At 72.0% G+C, this 21101-nt stretch carries 21 protein-coding genes; 10 read left to right on the top strand and 11 right to left on the bottom strand.

Annotated elements, in window-relative coordinates:
* The first annotated feature begins 1 nt into the window (after nt 1).
* Nucleotides 2-736 (top strand): FAD:protein FMN transferase, encoded by a 735-nt coding sequence (locus ACWD1Z_RS18355; protein ID WP_451119802.1) that lies wholly within the window; start codon nt 2-4, stop codon nt 734-736.
* A gap of 147 nt (nt 737-883) precedes the next feature.
* On the opposite strand, the gene ACWD1Z_RS18350 is transcribed toward ACWD1Z_RS18355, so the two are convergent.
* Nucleotides 884-1684 carry a class I SAM-dependent methyltransferase gene (locus tag ACWD1Z_RS18350; protein WP_451119800.1) on the bottom strand — a complete coding sequence of 267 codons (801 nt, stop codon included), beginning with the start codon at nt 1682-1684 and terminating at the stop codon, nt 884-886.
* 151 nt (nt 1685-1835) lie between these two features.
* On the opposite strand from ACWD1Z_RS18350, the gene ACWD1Z_RS18345 reads away from it, so the two are divergent.
* From ACWD1Z_RS18345 to ACWD1Z_RS18330, 4 genes are all read left to right on the top strand, one after another.
* Nucleotides 1836-1988 (top strand): hypothetical protein, encoded by a 153-nt coding sequence (locus ACWD1Z_RS18345; protein ID WP_451119798.1) that lies wholly within the window; start codon nt 1836-1838, stop codon nt 1986-1988.
* A gap of 85 nt (nt 1989-2073) precedes the next feature.
* Complete coding sequence (locus ACWD1Z_RS18340) at nt 2074-3207, top strand: ABC transporter ATP-binding protein (protein ID WP_451119797.1); 1134 nt, start codon at nt 2074-2076, stop codon at nt 3205-3207.
* Entirely contained in the window at nt 3204-3854 is a 651-nt protein-coding gene (locus ACWD1Z_RS18335) for an ABC transporter permease (protein WP_451119795.1), read from the top strand. Before ACWD1Z_RS18340 ends, ACWD1Z_RS18335 begins: the two co-directional genes overlap by 4 nt.
* The gene (locus tag ACWD1Z_RS18330) at nt 3851-4525 is read left to right on the top strand and encodes an ABC transporter permease (RefSeq protein ID WP_451119793.1); all 675 of its coding nucleotides are present in this window, start codon (nt 3851-3853) and stop codon (nt 4523-4525) included. Before ACWD1Z_RS18335 ends, ACWD1Z_RS18330 begins: the two co-directional genes overlap by 4 nt.
* Nucleotides 4526-4562: 37 nt before the next feature.
* Here ACWD1Z_RS18330 and ACWD1Z_RS18325 read toward each other — a convergent pair whose 3' ends face one another.
* The 4 genes from ACWD1Z_RS18325 to ACWD1Z_RS18310 are packed head-to-tail and all read right to left on the bottom strand — an operon-like array spanning nt 4563 to nt 8448.
* The gene (locus tag ACWD1Z_RS18325; protein ID WP_451119792.1) at nt 4563-5141 is read right to left on the bottom strand and encodes a GTP-binding protein; all 579 of its coding nucleotides are present in this window, start codon (nt 5139-5141) and stop codon (nt 4563-4565) included.
* Nucleotides 5128-5544, bottom strand: a complete 417-nt coding sequence (locus ACWD1Z_RS18320; RefSeq protein ID WP_451119790.1) for a DUF742 domain-containing protein — start codon at nt 5542-5544, stop codon at nt 5128-5130. Before ACWD1Z_RS18320 ends, ACWD1Z_RS18325 begins: the two co-directional genes overlap by 14 nt.
* A 28-nt stretch (nt 5545-5572) precedes the next feature.
* Nucleotides 5573-6034 carry a roadblock/LC7 domain-containing protein gene (locus tag ACWD1Z_RS18315; protein WP_093720602.1) on the bottom strand — a complete coding sequence of 154 codons (462 nt, stop codon included), beginning with the start codon at nt 6032-6034 and terminating at the stop codon, nt 5573-5575.
* A complete protein-coding gene (locus tag ACWD1Z_RS18310) occupies nt 6031-8448 on the bottom strand; it encodes an ATP-binding protein (RefSeq protein WP_451119788.1) in 2418 nt (805 codons plus the stop codon). The genes ACWD1Z_RS18315 and ACWD1Z_RS18310 overlap by 4 nt, the downstream gene beginning before the upstream one ends.
* 210 nt (nt 8449-8658) lie before the next feature.
* On the opposite strand from ACWD1Z_RS18310, the gene ACWD1Z_RS18305 reads away from it, so the two are divergent.
* Nucleotides 8659-9597: an ABC transporter substrate-binding protein gene (locus tag ACWD1Z_RS18305; RefSeq protein ID WP_451119786.1), complete on the top strand. Its 939-nt coding sequence runs from the start codon at nt 8659-8661 to the stop codon at nt 9595-9597.
* 44 nt (nt 9598-9641) lie between these two features.
* Here the strand turns inward: ACWD1Z_RS18305 and ACWD1Z_RS18300 are convergent, their stop codons facing one another.
* Together ACWD1Z_RS18300 and ACWD1Z_RS18295 are read right to left on the bottom strand one after the other, a co-directional pair.
* Nucleotides 9642-11030: a glycoside hydrolase family 43 protein gene (locus ACWD1Z_RS18300; protein WP_451119784.1), complete on the bottom strand. Its 1389-nt coding sequence runs from the start codon at nt 11028-11030 to the stop codon at nt 9642-9644.
* Nucleotides 11031-11184: 154 nt separating this feature from the next.
* Nucleotides 11185-12084 carry a lytic polysaccharide monooxygenase gene (locus ACWD1Z_RS18295; RefSeq protein WP_451119782.1) on the bottom strand — a complete coding sequence of 300 codons (900 nt, stop codon included), beginning with the start codon at nt 12082-12084 and terminating at the stop codon, nt 11185-11187.
* Between the two features lie 361 nt (nt 12085-12445).
* On the opposite strand from ACWD1Z_RS18295, the gene ACWD1Z_RS18290 reads away from it, so the two are divergent.
* Nucleotides 12446-14248 (top strand): S8 family peptidase, encoded by a 1803-nt coding sequence (locus tag ACWD1Z_RS18290; RefSeq protein ID WP_451119781.1) that lies wholly within the window; start codon nt 12446-12448, stop codon nt 14246-14248.
* Nucleotides 14249-14311: 63 nt separating this feature from the next.
* Here ACWD1Z_RS18290 and ACWD1Z_RS18285 read toward each other — a convergent pair whose 3' ends face one another.
* On the bottom strand, nt 14312-15172 hold the full coding sequence (locus tag ACWD1Z_RS18285; RefSeq protein ID WP_451119779.1) for an NAD(P)H-binding protein: 861 nt from the start codon (nt 15170-15172) through the stop codon (nt 14312-14314).
* Entirely contained in the window at nt 15169-15837 is a 669-nt protein-coding gene (locus ACWD1Z_RS18280) for a ScbR family autoregulator-binding transcription factor (protein ID WP_389419879.1), read from the bottom strand. Before ACWD1Z_RS18280 ends, ACWD1Z_RS18285 begins: the two co-directional genes overlap by 4 nt.
* 177 nt (nt 15838-16014) lie before the next feature.
* Here ACWD1Z_RS18280 and ACWD1Z_RS18275 point away from each other — a divergent pair, with 177 nt between their 5' ends.
* The 3 genes from ACWD1Z_RS18275 to ACWD1Z_RS18265 all read left to right on the top strand — a co-directional run bounded on the left by ACWD1Z_RS18275 (nt 16015) and on the right by ACWD1Z_RS18265 (nt 18971).
* Nucleotides 16015-16929 (top strand): ScbA/BarX family gamma-butyrolactone biosynthesis protein, encoded by a 915-nt coding sequence (locus ACWD1Z_RS18275; protein WP_451119777.1) that lies wholly within the window; start codon nt 16015-16017, stop codon nt 16927-16929.
* Nucleotides 16930-16999: 70 nt separating this feature from the next.
* Nucleotides 17000-17647: a ScbR family autoregulator-binding transcription factor gene (locus ACWD1Z_RS18270; protein ID WP_451119775.1), complete on the top strand. Its 648-nt coding sequence runs from the start codon at nt 17000-17002 to the stop codon at nt 17645-17647.
* Nucleotides 17648-17795: 148 nt separating this feature from the next.
* On the top strand, nt 17796-18971 hold the full coding sequence (locus ACWD1Z_RS18265) for a damage-control phosphatase ARMT1 family protein (RefSeq protein ID WP_451119773.1): 1176 nt from the start codon (nt 17796-17798) through the stop codon (nt 18969-18971).
* Between the two features lies 1 nt (nt 18972).
* Here ACWD1Z_RS18265 and ACWD1Z_RS18260 read toward each other — a convergent pair whose 3' ends face one another.
* Nucleotides 18973-20235 (bottom strand): cytochrome P450, encoded by a 1263-nt coding sequence (locus tag ACWD1Z_RS18260; RefSeq protein WP_451119771.1) that lies wholly within the window; start codon nt 20233-20235, stop codon nt 18973-18975.
* Nucleotides 20232-21074, bottom strand: coding sequence for an alpha/beta fold hydrolase (locus ACWD1Z_RS18255; RefSeq protein WP_451119769.1), 843 nt, complete (start codon nt 21072-21074; stop codon nt 20232-20234). The genes ACWD1Z_RS18260 and ACWD1Z_RS18255 overlap by 4 nt, the downstream gene beginning before the upstream one ends.
* Between the last annotated feature and the right edge of the window lie 27 nt (nt 21075-21101).

Below are 21101 nucleotides of genomic sequence, written 5' to 3'. Positions count from 1 at the left end.
GGTGCGGCGCGTCGAGCACGTGATGGGGTTTCCGGTCTCGCTCCGGGTGGACGACGAGCACGTGCCCGGTGCGGCCGTCGACGCCGTCTTCGCCTGGCTGCGGGAGGTCGACGAGCGGTTCAGCCCGTTCCGGGACGGCAGCGAGGTGTCCCGGCTCGACCGGGGCGAGATCGGCCCCGGCGAGGTCAGCGCCGACCTCGCCGAGGTCCTCGGCCTGTGCGAGGAGTACCGGACCGCCACCGGCGGTGCCTTCGACGCCCGGCTGCCCGGCCGTGGCCTCGACCCGTGCGCGGTGGTCAAGGGCTGGTCGGTGCAGCGGGGCGCGGAGCTGTTGCGGGCGGCCGGCGTGCGGCGGTTCTGTCTGAACGCCGGGGGTGACGTGGTCGCCGCGGGCGGGCCCTGGCGGGTGGGCGTACGGCATCCGGAACGGGCCGACCGGTTCTGCACGGTGCTGGAGATCACCGACGGGGCGGTCGCGACCTCGGCGCTGTACGAGCGGGGCGCACACATCCTCGACGGCCGCACCGGCCGTCCGGCGACGGGCCTGCTCTCCGTCACGGTCCTCGCGGACACCCTCACGGAAGCGGACAGCACAGCCACGGCGGCCTTCGCGATGGGCCCGGAGGGCATCGCGTGGGCGTCCTCCCGACCTGGCTGCGAGGTGTTCGCGGTGGACGCGGAGCGCCGGGTGGTGCGGACGGAGGGGGTGCCGGTGGTGGTGGGGGCGGGGGTTTGATTCGGCTGCTACGGATTACTGCCGCCGTTCACCGGGTGGGCCGGGGTCTGCCCGCGGGCGGCGCCGTCACCGCCTGATGCCGTCCCGCCGTGACCACCCGCACCCTGCGTCCCTCACCGCTTGATGCCCCTCACCGCTTGATGCCCCTCACCGCTTGATGCCGCTCACCGACCACGCCCGGGCCGACAGTTCGATGGAGCCGTCCGGATCGCGGGGGAGGGTCTCCGCGAGGGTGTCCCGCAGGCGGTCCCGGTCGTCCGGGGGGAGGTCGGCCACGTAGGCGCCGGCCGGGCCCTGGCCCGCGAGGAACGGGGACCACAGATCGGCGAGGTCGGTGAAGACGGTCCGGATGACGATCGGGGTGACCCACACGTCCGCCAGCCCGGCCTCCGTCCACAGCGCGTGCAGGGGATCGGGGCCGCACCCCGGGAACCGGCGCCCCTCGTCCAGCTCGGCCGCCGCCGGATCCAGCGCCGTGGCCGCGTCCCAGAACCGGCGCAGCAGGACCATGCCCTCCGCGTAGTCCCAGACGTACGCGGCGACCCGGCCACCGGCCCGGACCGCCCGGGCCATCTCGGCGACGCCCGCGGCGGGTTCGGGCAGGAAGTTCAGCGCGAGCCCGCTGACCGCGGCGTCGCACGCACCGTCCCGCACGGGCAGCGCCCCCGCGTCGGCCACCACGAACCGCACCGGACCGTACGCCGCGTCCCGGGCCGTCGCCACCAGCTCAGCGGACCGGTCGCAGCCCAGCACCAGCGCGGGCCGGCACCGCGCCGCCAGCACCGCCGACAACGCCCCGGTCCCGCACCCCACGTCCAGCCAGCGCAGCCCGTCCGGGTGGCCGGCCAGGGCGGTGAAGCGCTCGGCGACCTTCCGGCTCCACCGGCCCATGAACCGCTCGTAGGCGGGTCCGGCCTGCCACACGTCGAACCGCTGCTGCTCGCTCATGACTCCACCTTGCGGGACGCGGACGGCTTCGGACGACATCCGGGGCACCCTCCGGAAAACGGGTCGTTGCGGCGGCGTCCACCATGATGGGGCCGAGGGCGGCCTCGTCGCGCCCGACGAGACACCCGTCTTCCTGGCCGAATGCGCCCTCGTGCGCGCGCATCTGGAGCGGCTCGCGGAGCTCACCTGCCCACCGGACCGGACGGTCGCCCAGCACGCCGACCACATCGGGGCGCGGCTGGGAATCATCGAGGAGACCGCCCTGCGCGCACGGGAGATGGGAGGCGGCGTCCTGATCTGGTGAGCGGTCTAGACTCTCAGCGCAACGGCATGCTCAACCCCGGCCGGAAGCGGGCGACTTCTGCCAGACCCGAAGGGTATTCGGCGTTTTGATACGGATAGATTCAGTCACCAAGCGATACCCGGACGGCACGGTGGCGGTCGACCGGCTGTCGCTGGAGATACCCGACCGCTCGATCACCGTCCTGGTCGGCCCGTCGGGCTGCGGGAAGACGACGACCCTTCGCATGATCAACCGGATGGTCGAGCCGACCGAGGGCACCATCCTCCTCGACGGCAAGGACATCCAGCAGCAGCCGGTCAACACCCTGCGCCGCTCGATGGGTTACGTCATCCAGAACGCCGGTCTCTTCCAGCACCGCACGATCCTGGACAACATCGCCACCGTGCCCCGCATGCTCGGCTGGGGCAAGGAGAAGTCCCGGGCCAGGGCACGCGAGCTGATGGAGCGGGTCGGCCTCGACACCGCCCTCGCCAAGCGCTACCCCTACCAGCTCTCCGGCGGACAGCAGCAGCGCGTCGGCGTGGCCCGGGCGCTCGCCGCCGATCCGCCGGTGCTGCTGATGGACGAGCCGTTCTCCGCGGTCGACCCGGTCGTCCGCAAGGGACTCCAGGACGAACTGCTGCGCATCCAGGCCGAGTTGGGCAAGACGATCGTCTTCGTCACCCACGACATCGACGAGGCCGTCAAGCTCGGCACGATGGTCGCCGTGATGCGCACCGGCGGCCGGCTCGCCCAGTTCGCCCCGCCCGCCGAACTGCTGACGAGCCCCGCCGACTCCTTCGTCGAGGACTTCCTCGGCACCGACCGGGGCATCAGGCGGCTGTCCTTCTTCCCCTCCGCGGGCCTGGAGCTGCGCACGGCCCCGATCGTCGCGATCGACGCCACCGCCGAGCAGATCGCCGCCCGCGACACCGCCGACATCCCCTATCTCCTCGTCACGGACCTGAACGGCAAGCCGCTCGGCTGGGCCGAACCGCGGGACGTGACCGCCGGACGGATCGACCGGGACCGACTCCTGCCCTACGGCCGCCCGTTCGTGCCCCGCACCGACTCCCTGCGGGCCGCCCTCGACGGCGCGGTGCTCTCGCCGACCGGCTGGGCCGTCGCCGTGGACGCGGAGGGCCGCGCGACCGGAGTGGTCTCGCAGCAGACCATCGGCGAGGCGATCCGGGGCGCCCACGCCAAGAGCGCGACGGCGACGGAGAAGGTCGCGCGATGAGCGAGCTCTTCGACATGCCGAGCGACCTGCAGAACAGCTACCTCGGCCTGGTCGCCCTCCACCTCCGCGAGGCCCTGCTGCCGGTGCTGGCCGGACTGCTGATCGCCCTGCCCATCGCCCAACTCTGCATACGGCTGCGCTGGGTGTACGCGCCGGTGCTGTGGGTGACGACGGTGCTGTACGCGATCCCGTCGCTGGCCTTCTTCGTGATCCTCATCGACTACACGGGCCTGTCCGAGCTGACCGTGATGATCCCGCTGGCCGTGTACAGCCTGGTGGTCCTGGTCCCGGCGATCGTCGACGGCGTCCGCTCGGTCCCGCAGGAAACGCTGGCGGCCGCCACCGCGATGGGCTTCGGCCCCGTACGCCGCTATCTCCAGGTCCAGTTGCCGATCGCCACCCCCGCGATCATCGCCGGGCTGCGGGTGGCGGCGGTGTCGAGCATCTCCCTGGTCAGCGTCGGCATGCTGATCGGGAACCAGGGCGCGCTGGGCAACCTCCTCAACAGCGGCATGATCTACAACCAGCCCCGCCTGGTGTGGCTGTCGGTGCTGGGCACGGCCGTCCTCGCGATCCTGGTGGACGCGGCCCTGATCGCCGTACGGATGCTGCTGACCCCCTGGATGCCCCGCGAGGCCACGCGATGAACCTCCTCAACCACATCGACGCCTTCTTCAGCGACAGCGCGCACTGGACGGGCTACGACGGCATCCCCACCCGGCTGGCCGAACACCTCGGCTACACCCTGATGGCCCTCGCCATCGCCGCCGGCATCGGCCTCCCGGCCGGCCTGCTCACCGGGCACACCGGCCGCGGCGGCAACACCGTGTCGCTGATCGCCACGGCGGGCCGGGCCCTGCCCAGCTTCGGTCTGATGGTGCTGATGTTCGTGCTGCTGGGCCTCGGCATGGCACCGGTGATGATCCCGCTGGTGGTCCTGGCGATCCCGCCGATCCTGGTCACCACCTACGAGGCGATGCGCTCGGTCGACCCGGCCCCGGTGGACGCCGCGCGCGGCATGGGCATGGCGGAGACCGGGGTCCTGTTCCGGGTCGAACTCCCCGTCGCGCTCCCGCTGATCCTCAGCGGCCTGCGCTCGGCGGCGATCCAGATCGTGTCCACGGCGACGATCGCGGCGTACGTCAGCTTCGGCGGCCTGGGCCGCTACATCGTGGACGGTCTCTACCAGCGCGACTACGAGAAGGTGGTGGGCGGCGCGACGCTGGTGGCGGCGCTGGCGCTGGCGACGCTGGGGCTGTTCTGGGCGGCAGGACGCCTCACGGTGTCCCTGGGAGTGCGGCGCGGGAGCACCGGCTAGGGCCGCGCGCCGGGCCTGTCGGGCCCGCCGCCCCGGTTCACCCCTCGCTGCGGGCCAGCGCCAGCTCCAGCACCACCAGCAGCGAGTCCCGCACGGACCCCCGCTCCCGCGCGTCGAACACCACCACGGGCACCCCCTCACTCACGTCGAGCGCCCACCGCACCTCGTCCAGCGCGTGCTCGACGCGACCGTCGAAGGCGTTCACCGCCACCGCGAACGGGATCTGCCGGTGCTCGAAGTAGTCGACGGCCGCGTAGCAGTCGTCGAGCCGCCGCGTGTCCACGATGACCAGCCCGCCCACCGCCCCCTCGACGATGTCGTCCCACATGAACCCGAACCGCTCCTGCCCGGGCGTACCGAACAGATAGAGCTTCAGCGTCGGGTCGATGGTGATGCACCCGAAGTCCAAGGCGACCGTGGTCGTCGTCTTGAGCGGGGTGTGCGTGAGGTCGTCGACGCCCGCGGCGACCTCGGTGATCGCGGCCTCGGTCGTCAGCGGCTCGATCTCGGAGATGGAGGCGACGGCGGTCGTCTTGCCCACGCCGAAGCCCCCCGCGATCACCATCTTGACCGGCAGCGGCGGTCGTACGGCGGCGGCCGGTTCAGTCGGTGTCACGGAGTACCCCCCGGGAGTCGGGGATGGCGCGCAGGCCATCGATCACTCTTCGCAGGACGGATGAATCGTGGACGGCGTCGGAGTTCGGCACATGCACCGTCAGCCGTCCCTCGGCCCGCAGGTCCTCGGCGAGGACCCGCACCACATTGAGGTGCAGCCGCAGCCGGGCCGCGATCTCCGCGATGGACTGCGGCTGCCGGCACGCGGCCACGATGTCGTGCTGCTCGAAGGAGAGCAGCGACAGCGCGTCGAGCCCCGAGGCGGTGGCCACCACCTGGGTCTCGACGGGCATCGTCCGGCCGGCGACGCTGGGCGCCACCCGGCCGGCGGTGACCAGGAACGGCCGTACGGCGGAAGCGGGGCCGACCGGGTCGTCGCCCGGGGGAGGAATGCCGTCCGCCATGGGGTCAGTACCGTCCTTCTCGAACCGGTCAGCGGGCCGACGCGGCGCCGACGCTGTTCTTCAGTTCGAGCACGAGCTGGGGGCTGAGCGCGGCACCGGCACGGTTGGCGAACAGCGTCATCTCGTAGGCGATGTTGCCCAGCTTGGCCTCCTTGTCGGTGACCACGCCGAGCACGGCACCGCTGCCGATCGCGGAGACCAGCACATGGCCGCCCTCCAGATCGATGATCACCTTGTTGAGGCCGCCCAGGCCGTAGTTGCCGGACGCCCCGGCGGCCAGGCTGGTGATGCCCGAGACGATCGCGGCGAGCCGCTCGGAGTCGGCGTGCTCCCGCAGTTCGGAGACCGCGATCAGCAGTCCGTCGGAGGAGACGGCGATGGCGTCGACGACACCCGCGGTCTCCGTCGCGAAGCGATTCAGCAGCCAGGTGAAGTCGGCTGCGGCGGCCTGGAGTTCGGCCGGCGTGGTGCCTCCTGTGGATGTGCTCACTGCTCCGCTCCTTCCGGGAGGTGGTTCGGGTCCTGCTGGCCGGGAATCGGCTGCTCGGTGGTGTCGCTGTCGCGGTGCGCCCGCTCCACGGCCGCCTCGAACTCCTCCAGCGCGGACCGTACGGCGTCCGCGTCGGCGGGCTGGGCGGGCCGGCGCAGGATCTGGTGGGCGCCGGTGTCCTCGGTGCCGCCGCGCAGGGTGGCCCCGCGGACGCGGCGGCGCAGCGGGCGGGCACCGGGGGTGTCGGCGTGGGCCCGGGGGGAAGCTTCGGGGCGACCGGCCCGGGCGTGATCGACGGGGGGTACGTCCGGGGCGGCGCCCTCGCGCCGGGGGACCCGGCGGGGGAGAAGGCCGGAGTCGTCCGCGGCGGCCGAGGGGAGCGGCCCGGCCGCCGGAGCCGCCGCGGGCACCTCGGCCGGGACGGGCACCGGCTCCGGTTCCGCGGGCGCCGGAAGCAGCAGTGACGTCGGCACGCTCACCTCGGCGGTGACACCGCCGCCCGGCGTCCGCGTCAGCGTCACGCCGATCTCCCAGCGGCGGGCCAGGGTGCCGACCACGAACAGGCCCAGCACCTTCGTCGGCACCAGGTCCAGGCGCTCGCGGCGGATCAGCCGGGCGTTCTCCTCGGCGAGCCGCTCGGCGCTCATGCCGAGACCGTGGTCGGCGATCACGATGGACGCGGTGCCGTCCTCGGCGGTCGCCACCGTCACCTCGACGGGGCTGCCGGCGGGGGAGAACGACACGGCGTTCTCCAGGAGTTCGGCCACCATCAGGGTCAGGTCGCCGATGACGTCCGGTTCCACCGCGGCCTCGGAGCGCGCGGTCAGCCGTACCCGCTGGAAGCCCTCGATCTGGCCGAGCGCGGCACGCACGACGTTGGTCAGCGCGAGCGGGCCGGAGCCGAGCCCCGCCTCGCGGATCCCGGCGAGCAGCATCAGACTGTCGGCGTTACGGCGCAGCCGGACCGCGATGTGGTCGATGCTGTACAGCCGTTCCAGCAGCTCGGGGTCGGTCTCGCCGCGCTCCACCGCGTCGATCAGGGCGAGCTGGCGGGTGGTGAGGTTGCTGACGCGGCGGCCGACGTTGCCGAACATCTCGGCGACGTTGCGGCGGCTGAGCACCTGGCGTTCCAGCAGCGCGGCCGCGGTGGACTGGACGCGGTTGAACGCGTCGGCGAGGTCGCCGATCTCGTCGCGCGCGGTCACGGGCATCGGGCGCAGCCGGGGCGGGCCGTCGTCCTCGGCGTCGTCGTCGGCGACCCGGGCCAGCTCGCGGTCCGCGACCTCGGCGACCTCCCGGGCGGCGCCGGTCAGGGCCTGCACCGGCCGGACCACCGAGCGGCGGACCACGACCGAGAGGCCGAGCCACAGCGCGAAGCCGAACAGGGCGAGCGCGAGGAGCAGCCCCGCGCGCCAGGCGGCGTCGCTGGAGGCGTCGTCGGCCCGGTCGGCGATCTGGTCGATGAGGGAGGCCGTGATCCCGAGCCGGATGCCGGCCTGCTCGCGGTAGGCCGGGTAGGACTCCAGCGCCGCCCGGAACGCCTCGCGGATCTCGGCGGGCGAGTCGGCCTGGAGCGAGCTGGGGTCGATCTGCAGCTCGGCGTACTGGCGGCGGATGGTGGCCTGCGGGGAGCTGTGCTCGATGCCGCTGAGCTCCTCGGCCTGCTCGGCGGTGGCGAACCGGGCGAACCGGTCGGCCTGGTAGGTGTACACCTCGTAGGAGCCGACCGCGCCGATGAACTCGATGAGCGCGTTGGAGTCCCCGGTCGCCGCGGAGAACACGCCGGTCTCGAAGGCGCTGTGGGCGGCGTCGGCGCGCAGCAGGGAGTCGAGGAGGTTGCCGGTGAAGGTGCCGGCGAGGTCGGAGTTGCGGTCCAGGCCGAGGCCGTCGATGACGCCCTTGGCGGCGCCCGCGTACGCCGGGTCGATGTTGTCCGCGGGCAGATAGCCCTGCTCGATGGTGTCGCGGAGGCTGCCCAGGGCGCCGATCTCCCTCAGCGCCCGCGCCTCGGTGGCCGGGAGCCGGTCCCCGAAGGTCTCGCGGACCTTGACGACCTGGGCGTCCACCGCGGCCTGCGCCTGGTCGTAGGCGGCCGTGGAGGGCCGGGCCTCGCTGCCGGCGGCGGCCTCGTGCCGTACGGAGAGCAGGATCGCCTGCTGGTGCTCGGCCGCCACCCGGTCCACCAGGGTGGCCACCTCGGCGCTGTCCCGGACCAGCCGGGCCGCGTCGGAGGCGGAGGAGGACTGGCCGAGCTGATCGGTGATCAGGTAGGCGAGCAGCACGGCGACGACGGCGAGGGGCACGCCGACCAGCACATTGAGCTTGCGCCGGAAGGGCCAGCGGTCGGTGAGCCGCCGTGCGCCGGGAGGGGAGCCGTGTGTCGCGGTGGACGCGTCCACCTCTGTCGCGGACACCTTTCCTCCTCGAGTGATCGCACACCGGGTGTCAACTGCGGGGAGACTATCGCCTCTTGAGGTGAATCTCTTCACATACGATCACAACCGAGCACTCATTGAGGCCAATCGGTGACCAGGATTCCCTTGACTGATCAAGAAGCCGCTGGATTGGATCAGTTCAAGAACTGGAGAACTACCGCCCCCATCTCTGAGTCCGGAACGGGAATCGTGACTTCTACCGCCTCACGCAGTAGGTCCATCGTCGTGCTCGCCGCCACCGCGGCCCTGCTCGCGGGATGTGGCTCCTCCGACGACGAGTCCGACAACCCCCTGGCGGAGGACAAGGCGAGCGGTGACACCGTCGTCGTCGGCTCCAACAACTTCGCCGAGTCCATCCTGCTCGCCGACATCTACGGCGAGGCCCTGAAGGCCAAGGGCATCAAGGTCACCTACAAGCCCAACATCGGCAGCCGCGAGACCACGTACGGCCTGCTGAAGAACGGCTCCATCACCGTGCTGCCGGAGTACAACGGCTCGCTGCTGGCGTACCTGGACCCGAAGGCGGAGCAGAAGAGCACCGAGGCCGTCAACGCGGCGGTGAAGACCAAGCTGGACAAGAAGCTGACGCTGCTGGAGTCCTCGCCCGCCGAGGACAAGGACTCCGTCAGCATCAACGCGGAGACCGCCAGGAAGTACAACCTCACCGCCGAGTCCACCCTCGCGGACCTCAAGGACATCGCGCCCGAGCTGGTCATCGGCGGCTCCCCGGAGTTCCAGACCCGCCAGCAGGGCCTGGTGGGCCTCAAGGACGTCTACGGCCTGGAGTTCAAGTCCTTCAAGGCGCTCGACGCCGGCGGTCCGCTCACCCAGGCGGCGCTGACGAAGAACACCGTGCAGGCCGCGGACATCTTCACCACGGACCCGACGATCACCAAGGAGAAGTTCGTCGTCCTCAAGGACCCGGAGAACCTCTTCGGCTTCGCCAACGTGACCCCGCTGGTCTACAAGTCGGGCCTGCCCAAGGAGGGCGTGGACGCCCTCAACGAGGTCTCCGCCAAGCTCGACACCAAGACCCTGCTCGACCTGGACTCCCAGGTCCAGCTGGAGAACAAGGACCCGCTCGACGTCGCCAAGGACTGGCTGAAGTCGGTCGGCCTGGACGGCTGACGCCCCTTCCGGCGGGGCCGTGCCCGCACGACCCCGCCGGGCTCCTAGTAGCCCACCCTGAACGTCGCGTCCTGCCGCTCGGTCGCCGTGGAGACCGGGTCGACGCGCAGGGCGTAGCCGTAGTGCCGCAGATGGCGCGTCGGGTTGTTGTACGACCGGAACGACGACCAGGACGCGTCGGCCAGCCCCGCCGTACGGTGGAAGGTCGCGTCCCCCGCGAAGACGGACGTGCCGTCGTTCACGTCCAGCCGCACCGCGTAGTCGGCGTGCCGCAGGTAGCGGGTCGGGTGGCTGACGGACTGGAAGGACACCCCCGAGGCGTCCGCGAGGCCGGGGACGAGCTTCCACAGCGAGTCCCTGTACGGCTCGACGGGGTAGGGGTCGATCCGCCCGGCGAAGCCGGAGTGCCGGACGTAACGGGCCGGGAAGTTGTAGGACTTCAGCCGGTTCCAGGCGGGCGCGCCCCAGTGGGCGAGCAGGTTGCCGTACTGCGCCGCGGTGATCGGCGTGATGCCGCAGTGCTTGGAGTTGACCGGCTGGGTGTAGGCCCGCTGGTCGACGGCCGTCCATGTGCCCGCCGACAGATCGGCGGACTGCCAGGCGTAGAAGACGCCGTTGGGCGTGTAGGTGTCCCCCCACAGCCACCAGGTGCCGGAGGTCAGGGACCTCACCAGGGTCGGCGCCTCCGTGCCGCCCTGCGCCACGCCCGAGGTGAAGGGTGTGAAGCTGCCCGGGTTCAGGGAGGTGGAGCGGGCGCCCACCAGGGTGCCGTTGCGCTTGAAGTAGAGGTAGTTGACGCCGTTCACCCCCACCGCCATGTCACCGTCGATGACGTCGTAGCCGGGGTCGAAGAAGACCTGGGGCGCCGAGGCCGTGACGAAGTCGCTGGTGTAGTTGACCATGATCACGTTGTGGCCACTGGAGTCGACCGACGAGTAGATGACCGCGTACCGGCCTCGGCCCGCGTCCCAGAACGCCTCGGGGGCCCAGCTGTGGGTCACCATGTCGTGCAGCTTCAGCCGGTGGTAGCCCGTGAAGGTGCGCAGGTCGGCCGAGTTCCAGACATGGATGTACTGGCTGTTGTAGCTCCAGTCGGTGCCCTTGAGGTCGGTGGCCAGCACGACGAACGTGCCGTCCTGCTTGCGCAGGACGAACGGGTCGCGCAGTCCGCCGGCCCCCTGGGTGGGGGTGACCACCGGGTTGTTCTGGTTCAGCGGCGTCCAGTTCAGCCCGTCCGTACTGACGGCGAGATGCAGGCCGTAGTCGGTGCCGTCGCCGAGGTTGGTCGATTCCGTGAAGTACGCCATCACGTACGCCGCGTCGGCGGCGTGGGCCGGGCCGGCGCCGAGGGCCAGCACGCCCGTCGCGGCCAGGGGCGTGGCCGCCGCCAGACCGAGGACTGTTCTGCGGGCCGGGTGCGGGAAGGAGGTCATCCGGACTCCTGGGGGAGGGCCGATGCGGGTCGACTATTGCCGGTATGTCGAACGCGGTTCGGCAAGTCGGTCAGAACGTAGGGGTGTGACGCGTGCGCGTCAATGAGGGCGGCGGGGGTGGCCGATTTCCGCTCGCCCGCTGACGCCGCTTTCGTCACCGGCGCCGAAGTCGTACGGCGACAGCGGCGCCCCCGATGAGCAGCAGCACCGCGGCGGCGCCGCCCGCGAGCAACGGGGCCGACGGGCCCGGGTCCGGGGCGGGGACCGCCGCTGTACGGCGCTGCCCGGGTGCCGGAGGTGAGGGCGCCGCCGCCTTCGCGGTCTCCTCCGCCCTGTCCTGCACAGGGAGGCCCTTCTCCTTCGGCGGGAGATCCTTCTCGTTCGGCGGGAGACTCTTCTCGTTCGGCGGGAGATCCTTCTCCTTCGCCGGGAACTCCACGTCCGAGCAGGAGTAGTACGTGTCCGGCGTACTGCTGTTCTGCCACACCGTGTACAGCACATGCCGCCCCGTCCGGTCGGCCGGCAGGGTCGCCCGGATCCGGTACGCGCCGTCCGTCAGCGCGGGGTCCCGTACCTCGGCCAAGGGCCGTTCCGGCAGATCGGACCAGGTGAGCGGCCGGGTGGGGTCGTAGCCCTGCCGGGTGAGGTAGAGGCGGAAGGTGCCGGTGTGCGGGATCGTCGAGACGTACCGCAGGGTCAGCCCGGCACCCGGCCGCAGCCGGGTCGACGGCCAGTCGGAGCGGGGCAGGTCCAGGCCCCGGTAGGCGGGCAGGCCGCCGCTGCACAGCTGTCCGTCGGGGACGATCCGCCGGTCCTGGCCGTTCACGTTCGCGATGCGCAGGTTGTCCCAGGCCGTGAAGGGTGTGCCGTTCGCGGCGACGGCGGCCCGGCACGCCGCCGACCCGGCGGCGCTGCCGCCCTCGGGGGAGCAGGCCAGCACCCGGCTGACCGGATCGGTGGGCGCGCCGTGCGCGGCGGCCGGGGTCGCGGCTCCCAGGGCGAGCAGCGGCGGGACCGCCGCCGCGAGGGCGCGCCGGGCGCGGGTCCGGGTCATGTGCGGGATCTCCTCGGCCGGGGCGGGACGGACTGCCGCTGTCCAGTACGGAACGCGGACCCGGCGCGTTCAGCGGGCACGTGCCCGTGCAAAAGGGGACACAGGCGGTCAACTCCCTGACGGCGAGGGTTCGTTTCCGGCCTGATCGAGGGTTTCCCCTGTATCCCTATGACCTTCTGTTTGCCTATCGTTCCTGCACAGCCGACCCACAGGTAACCCCGGACGGATCGGCCCCCCACCGCGCCTGGCCGGCCACTGCGCACGCTGTTCGGTTTTCGGTTCACCCCCCTCCGCTTCGAGGACGAAGCGCATCGACCGCCGCTCCGCGCTGCCCGGAGTTCGGCCACGAAAGGCCAAGCCCTTGCGTACCTCCCCCTCCCCGCGACGGAAGCTGATATCCGTCGCCGCGGTCTCCGCCGCGCTGTTCACGGCCGCTACCGCCACGGCCGCCGTCGCCCAGCAGCCCGCCGCTCCCCAGGATGTCCCCGCCGCGAGCACCGAGGCCGCCCCCGGCGCCCCGGCCGAACGGCTCATCGTCGGCTACAAGTCCGGCGCCGCCGAGGCCAAGTCGAACAAGGCTGCCGACGCGGACGCCGCCGCCAAGGGCAAGGAGGCCGGCGAGGAGCTGGACTTCCAGCGCCGGCTCGGCACCGGTGCCGCCCTCGTCGACCTCGGTGAGGACCTCACCAAGGCGGACGTCTCCGACGTCATCGCCGAGTACCGGGCCGACCCGCAGGTCGCCTATGTCGTACCGGACCGCCTGAACAAGCCGCTGGCCACGCCGAACGACACCGAGTACGCCAAGCAGTGGGACCTGTTCGAGACCACCGCGGGCATGAACGTGCCGGGTGCCTGGGATGTCACCACCGGTACCGGAGTGACCGTCGCCGTGATCGACACCGGCTATGTCGCCCACTCCGACCTCGCGGCGAACATCGTCGGCGGCTACGACTTCATCGCGGACGCGACCGTCGCCAACGACGGCGGCGGCCGGGACAGCAACCCGGCCGACCCGGGCGACTGGACCGCCGCCGGCGAGTGCCAGTCCGGCGACCCGGCCTACGACTCCTCCTGGCACGGCACCCACGTCGCCGGCACCATCGCCGCGGCGACCGACAACGGCAAGGGCGTCGCCGGTATCGCCTACGGCGCGAAGGTCTCCCCGCTGCGGGTCCTCGGCAAGTGCGGCGGCTACGACTCCGACATCATCGACGCCATCACCTGGGCGTCCGGCGGCACGGTCTCCGGTGTCCCCGCCAACATCAACGTCGCCAAGGTCATCAACATGAGCCTCGGCGGTGGCGGCGCCTGCACCACCGCCACCCAGAACGCGATCAACGCCGCCGTGAACCGCGGCACCACGGTCGTCGTCGCGGCGGGCAACAGCAACGCCAACGCGGCCAACTACTCGCCGGCCAGCTGCTCCAACGTCATCAGCGTCGCCGCCGCCGACCGCCAGGGCAACCGCTCCTACTACTCCAACTACGGCACGGTCGTCGACATCGCCGCACCCGGTGGCGAGACCAACTCCGTCACCACCAACGGCATCCTGTCCACGCTGAACGCCGGCGCGCAGGGCCCGGGCGCGGAGAGCTACGAGTACTACCAGGGCACCAGCATGGCCGCCCCGCACGTCGCGGGTCTCGCCGCGCTGCTGAAGTCGAAGAACTCCGCGCTGACCCCGGCCCAGATCGAGTCCGCGATCAAGACCAACGCGCGTGCGCTGCCCGGCACCTGCTCCGGCGGCTGCGGCGCCGGCCTCGCGGACGCGGCCAGGACGGTGCAGGCGGTGAGCGGTTCCGGCGGCGGCTCCACGGGGGGCACCACCTTCTCCAGCACCTCGGCCGTCGCGGTCCCGGACAACGGCACGATCGAGTCCCCGATCACCGTCTCCGGCCGCACCGGCAACGCGCCCTCGGCGCTCCAGGTCGGGGTGAACATCACCCACACCTACCGCGGTGACCTGGTGCTTGACCTGGTCGCGCCGGACGGTACGAGTTACCGCCTGAAGTCCGCCAGCTCCTCGGACTCCGCGGACAACGTCGTGGCCACCTACACGGTGAACGCCTCCAGCGAGGTCGCCAACGGCACCTGGAAGCTGCGGGTGCAGGACACGGCGACGCAGGACACGGGCACGCTCAACAGCTGGAAGCTGACCTTCTGAACGAGCCGTTCCACTGAAGCGGACGGGTCGGCCGGTGCGGATGGGGCATCGGCCGGCCCGTCGTCATGTCCCGACCCGGAAGGCGCCCAGATGATCCCGCGCCCACTCCCGGTAGCTCCCCGCGGACCGCCCCAGCAGCTTCGCGACCGTAGGGTCCACCTGCGACTTGGCCCCGGCCCGCCCGCGCGCCGCGCTCTCGGCGAGCGCCTCGGCGATCGGTGCCGGATAGCGGCCGCGCAACCGGCGCAGCGCCTCGGCCTCGGTCAACTCCTCGAAGTTCACCGTCCGTTCCAGCAGCTCACCGAGGATCCGGGTCTGGTCCACGGCGCTGATGGCCTCGGGTCCGGTGAGGGCGTAGGCCCGGCCGGCGTGCGCGACGGGCTCCAGCAGTGTCAGCGCGGCCACATCGGCGATGTCCCGCGGATCGACGGTGGCGTTGGCCGCGCTCCCGCCCGCCGCCCGTACGACGCCCTCGGCGCGGACGGAGAGGGCCCAGCCGAGGGTGTTGGACATGAACGCACGCGGCCGCAGCAGGGTCCACGACAGACCCGAGTCGGTGAGGAGTTGCTCATTGCCGCGCTGCCAGGCCGTGATCAGGTCGGTGGCGTCGGGGTCGGTGACCGCGAGCGCGGACAGCTTCACCACCTGCCGTACCCCGCACGCGTGCGCCGCCGCCAGGAAGTGCTCGTCATGGGTGTGCGTCAGCGGGTTCGCGGAGACCAGCAGGGCGGAGGTCACCCCGGTCAGGGCGCGCCGCAGACTCGCCAGGTCGTCGAAGTCGCCGCCGCAGACCTCCGATCGGGGCCCGGAGAGGTGCGCTGCCCGGTCCGGCCGTCGGGTCAGCAGGCGCAGCGCGGTGGTGCCGCGCAGTCGGCGCGCGACCAGTCCGCCGACGGTTCCGGTCGCTCCGGTCAGCAGGATCACGGCTCGGCCCCCTGCAACAACTGCGCGTCCTCGTCGAGCGAGGCCAGGATCCGCGCGCCCCGGTCCGGTGCGGTGTCGATCCGGACCAGCAGCGCCGGCACCGCGATGCTCGGCAGGACGTGCGCCCACAGCACCGAGATGCGGTGCGCGAGATCCTCCCGCCCGGTCAGCGCCCGGGACATCAGCTGGATTCCGGCGAAGGAGCCGACCAGCAGTTCCACCGTGTCCCTCGGCACGACCGTGGGCAGCAACTCACCCTGCTTGTCGGCCTCTTCCAACAGGTCGATCAGATGGTCCGCCCACTGCCGGAACGGCCCGCTGTGATCGACTCCGGGTGGTGTGCACTGGTCCACGGTCAGGCGCACACTGCCCTGCAGCAGCGGGTTGCGCAGCAGTCTCCGGCCGAGGACATAGCTCATGTCCACCATTTCCTGGAGCTTGCACGGCTGCGGCGGCACCGCACCGAACGGCACCTGCTCGTCCAGGACGGCCTGGGCGAGCGACTCCTTGGAGGGGAAGTGGAAGTACAGGGCGCCCTTGGTGACTTCGGCGCGCTCCAGCACCATGGAGATCGTCGTCGAGGCGTAGCCGTGCTCGTCGAACACCGCGCCCGCGGCTTCCAGGATCGCTCTGCGCGTCCTGATGGCGCGCTCCTGCTTCGCCATAAGCGCCCCTTCGATGCGCCGAGTTGACCGGATGGCCCACGGTACGACGGCCCGGACGCGGACCGATCCCGGTCATCCCTGGTCTCATTGAAAACAAACCGGTCGGCTCGTACTGTAGCGCTCACGGCACGGGCACCTCGCCGTCTGTCAACACTGTCGAGGGAGCCAGGGAGAGACATGCCTGAACTGCCGCAACTCGCCGTTGTCCCGACGGTGTCCGAGCCCCTCACGGCCACGGTGCCGCGTCAGCTGGTGCATCGCGCTGCCGTCGCCGAGACCCTGCTCACCGGCTGGCGCCGGACCGGAACCGACCAGTTCAGGGTAGCCGCGCAGTGGCCGCGGGCGCACCCGTTGCACGTGTCGAGCGACCGTACCGCATACGAGCCGCTGCTCGTCACCGAAACCGTCCGGCAGAGCGGAACGCTCCTCGCCCACACCGAGTACGAGGTGCCGCTGGGGTACCGGTTCGTGCTCCAGGAGTTGCGTGTCACCACCCGCCCCGAGTGCCTCGGCGTGGGCCACGCGCCCGCCGAACCGGACGTGGACGTGCAGATCTTCGACGTCCGCCACCGGGCCGGGCGCCCGGCCGCGTTCCGTCTCTCCGCGGCCGTGACCATCGACAACACGCAGGTCGCCAGCGCGTACTTCGCCGCGTCCTGGACCAGCGAGCCCGTCTACCGCAGGCTGCGCGGCGGTCGCGGCGCCGCCGATGTCACCGCGCTGACTCCGCCGCCCGGGCTGTCGCCCGCCGAGGTGGACCGCACCGTGCCCGGCGATGTGGTGCTGGCGCCGTCGGTCCGGCCGGGGCGGTGGCAGCTGCGGGTAGATACCGCGCATCCCGTTTTCTTCGACCATCCGCTCGACCACGTCCCCGGGATGCTGCTGCTGGAGGCGGCCCGGCAGGCCGTTCAGGTGGTGAGTGGCGGCAAGAGCGTGCCGGTGTCCTACGAGGCGAGCTTCGACCGGTACGCCGAACTGGACCGGCCCACGTGGATCGAGGCGGAGTGGGGTGCCGACGGCGAGCTCCAAGTCCTGGGCGTCCAAGGGGATTCGGCAGTCTTCGCATGCCGGGTAGGCATCGTGGAGTGTTGAGCTATTGTGTACGGGGAGTAAAAAACAAACGGCATGACCCGTTCTTTTCCGCCCCAGGAGTGTCCAGCCGATGGCGAGGCAGTTACGCGCTGAACAGACCCGCGCGACGATCATCACCGCTGCCGCCGACCTGTTCGACCGGCGCGGTTACGAGTCGACCAGTCTGAGCGACATCGTCGAGCACGCCCAAGTCACCAAGGGCGCCCTGTACTTCCACTTCGCCGCGAAGGAGGACCTGGCCCACGCCATCATGGAGCTGCAGTCCCAGGCATCCCGCCAGATCGCCGACGAGATGGACGCCCGGGGCTACTCCTGCCTGGAGGCGCTGATGCGCACCACCTTCGGCATCACCCGGCTCTCCGTCGAGGGCCCGATCCCCCGGGCCGGGCTCCGGCTCGCCACCGGGGGCGTGGCCGTGAAGGCGCCCCTGCGGCACCCCTTCACGGAGTGGCTGGACATCTCCACCCGCAAACTCCTGGGCGCGGTCAAGGAGTCGGACGTCCATCAGGACGTCGACGTCGACGCCGCGGCTCACTCCCTCGCCTGCTTCTTCGTCGGCACCAGGGTCGTAGGCCGCGCCCTCGAACCCGTCGCCCGCCAGCCCCGCCGGGTAGCCGAAATGTGGCACCTGATGATCCGAGGCATGGTCCCGGTACCCCGCCGCCCCCGCTACCTAGCCCTGACAGGCCAACTGGAACGCGAAACCCGAGCCTGCTGATCCCGGGCCCGCACGGTCGGGGCACCTGCTGATCCGCGGCGTGGTGTCGGTGCCCGGTCGCCCGTTCCGCCTCGCCCTCACCGTCCGGTCGGCTGAACCCCGAGACCTGACGCTGCTGCGGGTGATCCCGCGCGGTAGCGTCGGGCGTATGGACGCGATCCCCGCCGTGATTCTCGGCGATGAACCCGGTTCCTTCCCGCACCGTGTCCTCACCGAGCGGCACCCCGCGATCATCCGGCAGGTCCGTGAGGCCGTTCCGTACGGGCCCGAGCATCAGGACGCGCTCGACGCGCTGCTCGACACCTGCACCAAGGGCGTGATCGAGCCCCTTCCCCACGACGCCCACGACCGGGACCGATGGCGGGAGTGGGGCACCACCGCCTACGCGGGCCGGCCCTGGACCGAAGTGCCGTGGCTGTGGGCGGAGAGCTACTTCTACCGGCGGCTCCTCGGTGCCGTCGGCTACTTCACCCCCGGCCCCTGGGAGGGCATCGACCCCTTCCGGCCCGCCAAGCTGGCCGAGCTGGACTCGACGGAGACGGACGAGGAACTGGCCGCGCTGGACGACCTCGCCCCGCTGTCCCCGGACGAGCAGGACCGGGCCCTGCTGCACGGCTCCCTGTGGGGAAACCGCGCGGACCTCGGCTTCCGGCTCTCCGCCGCCGACGGTACGGCGCCGGGCGGCACCCCGCCCCTGGTCGCCGACGACAGCGCGGCCCTGTGGTCGCTGCTGACGCCCGGCCCGGCGGCCCCGCTGCTCTGCCTGATCGCCGACAACGCCGGCCGCGAACTCATCCCCGACCTGCTCCTGATCGCCCACCTCCTGACCGGCGGGCGCGTCGGGCGGGCCGTCCTGCACGTCAAGCCGTACCCGTACTTCGTCTCCGACGCCACGCCCGCCGACGTCCTCGACGCCCTGCGCCGGCTCAGGTCGGCGCGGGGCGCGGCACGGACGTACGGCGAGACGCTGTGGGCCGCGCTGACCGACGGCCGGCTCACCATCCGCGCCCACCCGTTCTCCTGCGCACCCCTGCCCTACGAGCGGATGCCCGCCGACTTCCGCGCGGAACTCACCGCCGCCACGCTGACCGTGCTCAAGGGCGACCTCAACTACCGTCGCCTGGTCGGCGACCGCAGATGGCCGCCGACCACCCCCTTCGCCGACGTCACCACCGGCTTCCCCGGCCCGGTCGCCGCCCTGCGCACCCTGAAGTCCGAGGTGATCACCGGCCTGGACGCCGGCACGGAGGCCGCCCTGACCGCCGCCGAGGACCAGCGGTGGCGCACCAGCGGCACCCACGCCCTGATCCAGGTGCGCCGCTGACTCACGTCACCCGCACCGGCAGCGACTTGATGCCGTTGATGAAGTTCGACACCAGCTGCCCGCCCGGGCCCGCGGTGCGCAGCACCGGCAGCGCCCGCGCCGCCTCCCGGTACAGCACCCGCAGTTGCAGCCGGGCGAAGTGCGCGCCGAGGCAGACGTGCGGGCCGTCCCCGAAGGAGACGTGCGGGTTCGGGGCCCGGGTCAGGTCCAGCCGGTCCGGCTCCGCGAAGACCCGCTCGTCCCGGTTGGCGGAGGCATGGAAGACGACGACCTTGTCCCCGGCACGGATCCGCCGCCCGGCCAGCTCGGTGTCGTGGTCGGCGGTACGGCGGAACGTCAGCACGGGCGGATGCCAGCGCAGCAACTCGTCCACCGCGGGCCCGATGTCGATGTCCCCGGCGCGCAGTCCCTCGTACGCCTGCGGATGCTCGGCGAGTGCCAGCAGGCCGCCCGGGGCCGCGGCGCGCACGGTGTCGTTCCCGGCGACGGTGAGCAGGAAGAAGAACATCTCCAGCTCCGCCGCGGTGAGTTCGGCGTCGTGCGCCAGGATGGTCAGCACGTCGTCGGCCGGGTACCGCCGCTTGTACGCGGCCAGTTGACGGGCGTACGCGAACATGTCCCGCAGCATCGCCGGGGAGCGCGGGTTGACCGGCTTGCCTGCGTCGTCCAGGACCGGCGGGCCCGCCTCGTCGGGGTCCTGGTAGCCGATGACCCGCTGGGTCCAGTGCAGCAGCAGCCCGCGGTCCGGCTCCGGGACGCCGAGCAGGTCGGCCAGGTTGAGCAGGGCGTAGTCGTCGGTGACGGCGGCGACGAGATCGACGGTGCCGTCCGCCTCGCGGGCCGTCTCCACCGCCCGCGCGAACAGGTCCTGCGCCCGCTTCTCGGCGACCGCGGTGAAACGGTCGACGCGCCCCGGGGTGAACGCCCGGCTCACCAGCCGCCGTAACCTGCCGTGCCCCGGCGGATCCTGATTGAGCATCATGCGCCGGATGAACGGCAGGTCCTCCGGATCCGGGTCCCGGATCTGGGTCGCGCCCAGCCGCGAGGAGTACGTCAGCGGGTCCTTGAGCACCCGGACCACGTCCGCGTGCCGGGTCACCGCCCAGAACCCGGGACCGGCCGGCCAGCCCAGCACCTCGGGCTCGTCCTGCCAGGCCACGGGGTGATGGTCGCGCAGGACGCGGTAGGCGGCGTAGGGCACGCCGGTGGCGTACTGGCGGGGGTCGAAGACGTCGGGGACGGGCGGGGAGGGGCGGAAGGTCACGCCTCCTCGCCCTCGGCCTCGGCCGCCGCACCGGGCCGCTCCGCCCCGCCCTCGGGGCCGGCGTCGTCCTCGTCGCCCGCGTCGAGGAAGGCCTCCACCACCTGGATCAGCTCCAGCGGGGTCTCGTCCATGGCGTAGTGCCCGGCGCCGGACAGCTCCCGCACCTCGCCGTACGGGTACCAGCGCCGCCAGGTGTCGCGCAGCAGCGACGCCGACAGCGCCGGGTCGAGCCGGCCCGCGACGGCCAGCGCGGGCACCGGGGCGCCCGCCACCTCGGCGTGGAAGTCCTCCCGGGCCCAGGAGTCCAGCCACGCCCGGTACGCCTTCGCGTCGCTCACCGCGAGCGAACGGCTGACCATCCGGTCCAGCCAGGCCGCGGGCCGGACGCCCCCGGTGGTGAAGTCGATGATCGTACGGCGGTGCTCCGGCCGGTGCGCCGAGTCCGCGAAGAGCTCCCACTGCTCGGCCGGGAGCGGCAGCCCCGACGCGGGCACCGGGGAGACACCCACGATCCGGCGCAGCCGCCCGGGCGCCAGCGCCAGCAGCCGCTGGGCCACCGACCCGCCCATCGAGTGCCCCACCACCGAGAACCGCTCCCAGCCGAGCCGGTCGGCCAGGTCCAGCAGGTCCTGCGCCGCCTCGGCCGTCGAGTAGCTGCCGGCGGCGTCCTTCGCCTCGCCGTAGCCGCGCAGATCGACCAGCGCGTAGGTGAAGGACGTGCCGTCGAGGTCGGGCCGGACGCTCGCGTACGCGGACCGGTCGGCGAACCAGCCGTGCACCGCGAACACCTTGTGCGGCCCGTCGCCGTGCAGCTCATGGGGGAGCGTGAAGGAGGTCATGCGCTTACGGTGGCGTCCCGGCCCGGC

It is taken from the genome of Streptomyces sp. NPDC002784, from assembly GCF_053592135.1.
This window is presented reverse-complemented; position numbering and strand designations above follow the sequence as displayed.

Coding starts and splice junctions, on each gene's coding strand:
- ACWD1Z_RS18335 (WP_451119795.1), top strand. CDS start 3,204: ATGAGCGAGCTCTTCGACATGCCGAGCGACCTGCAGAACAGCTACCTC.
- ACWD1Z_RS18320 (WP_451119790.1), bottom strand. CDS start 5,544: ATGGCGGACGGCATTCCTCCCCCGGGCGACGACCCGGTCGGCCCCGCT.
- ACWD1Z_RS18255 (WP_451119769.1), bottom strand. CDS start 21,074: ATGACCTCCTTCACGCTCCCCCATGAGCTGCACGGCGACGGGCCGCAC.
- ACWD1Z_RS18300 (WP_451119784.1), bottom strand. CDS start 11,030: ATGACCTCCTTCCCGCACCCGGCCCGCAGAACAGTCCTCGGTCTGGCG.
- ACWD1Z_RS18265 (WP_451119773.1), top strand. CDS start 17,796: ATGGACGCGATCCCCGCCGTGATTCTCGGCGATGAACCCGGTTCCTTC.
- ACWD1Z_RS18295 (WP_451119782.1), bottom strand. CDS start 12,084: ATGACCCGGACCCGCGCCCGGCGCGCCCTCGCGGCGGCGGTCCCGCCG.
- ACWD1Z_RS18330 (WP_451119793.1), top strand. CDS start 3,851: ATGAACCTCCTCAACCACATCGACGCCTTCTTCAGCGACAGCGCGCAC.
- ACWD1Z_RS18350 (WP_451119800.1), bottom strand. CDS start 1,684: ATGAGCGAGCAGCAGCGGTTCGACGTGTGGCAGGCCGGACCCGCCTAC.
- ACWD1Z_RS18275 (WP_451119777.1), top strand. CDS start 16,015: ATGCCTGAACTGCCGCAACTCGCCGTTGTCCCGACGGTGTCCGAGCCC.
- ACWD1Z_RS18280 (WP_389419879.1), bottom strand. CDS start 15,837: ATGGCGAAGCAGGAGCGCGCCATCAGGACGCGCAGAGCGATCCTGGAA.
- ACWD1Z_RS18270 (WP_451119775.1), top strand. CDS start 17,000: ATGGCGAGGCAGTTACGCGCTGAACAGACCCGCGCGACGATCATCACC.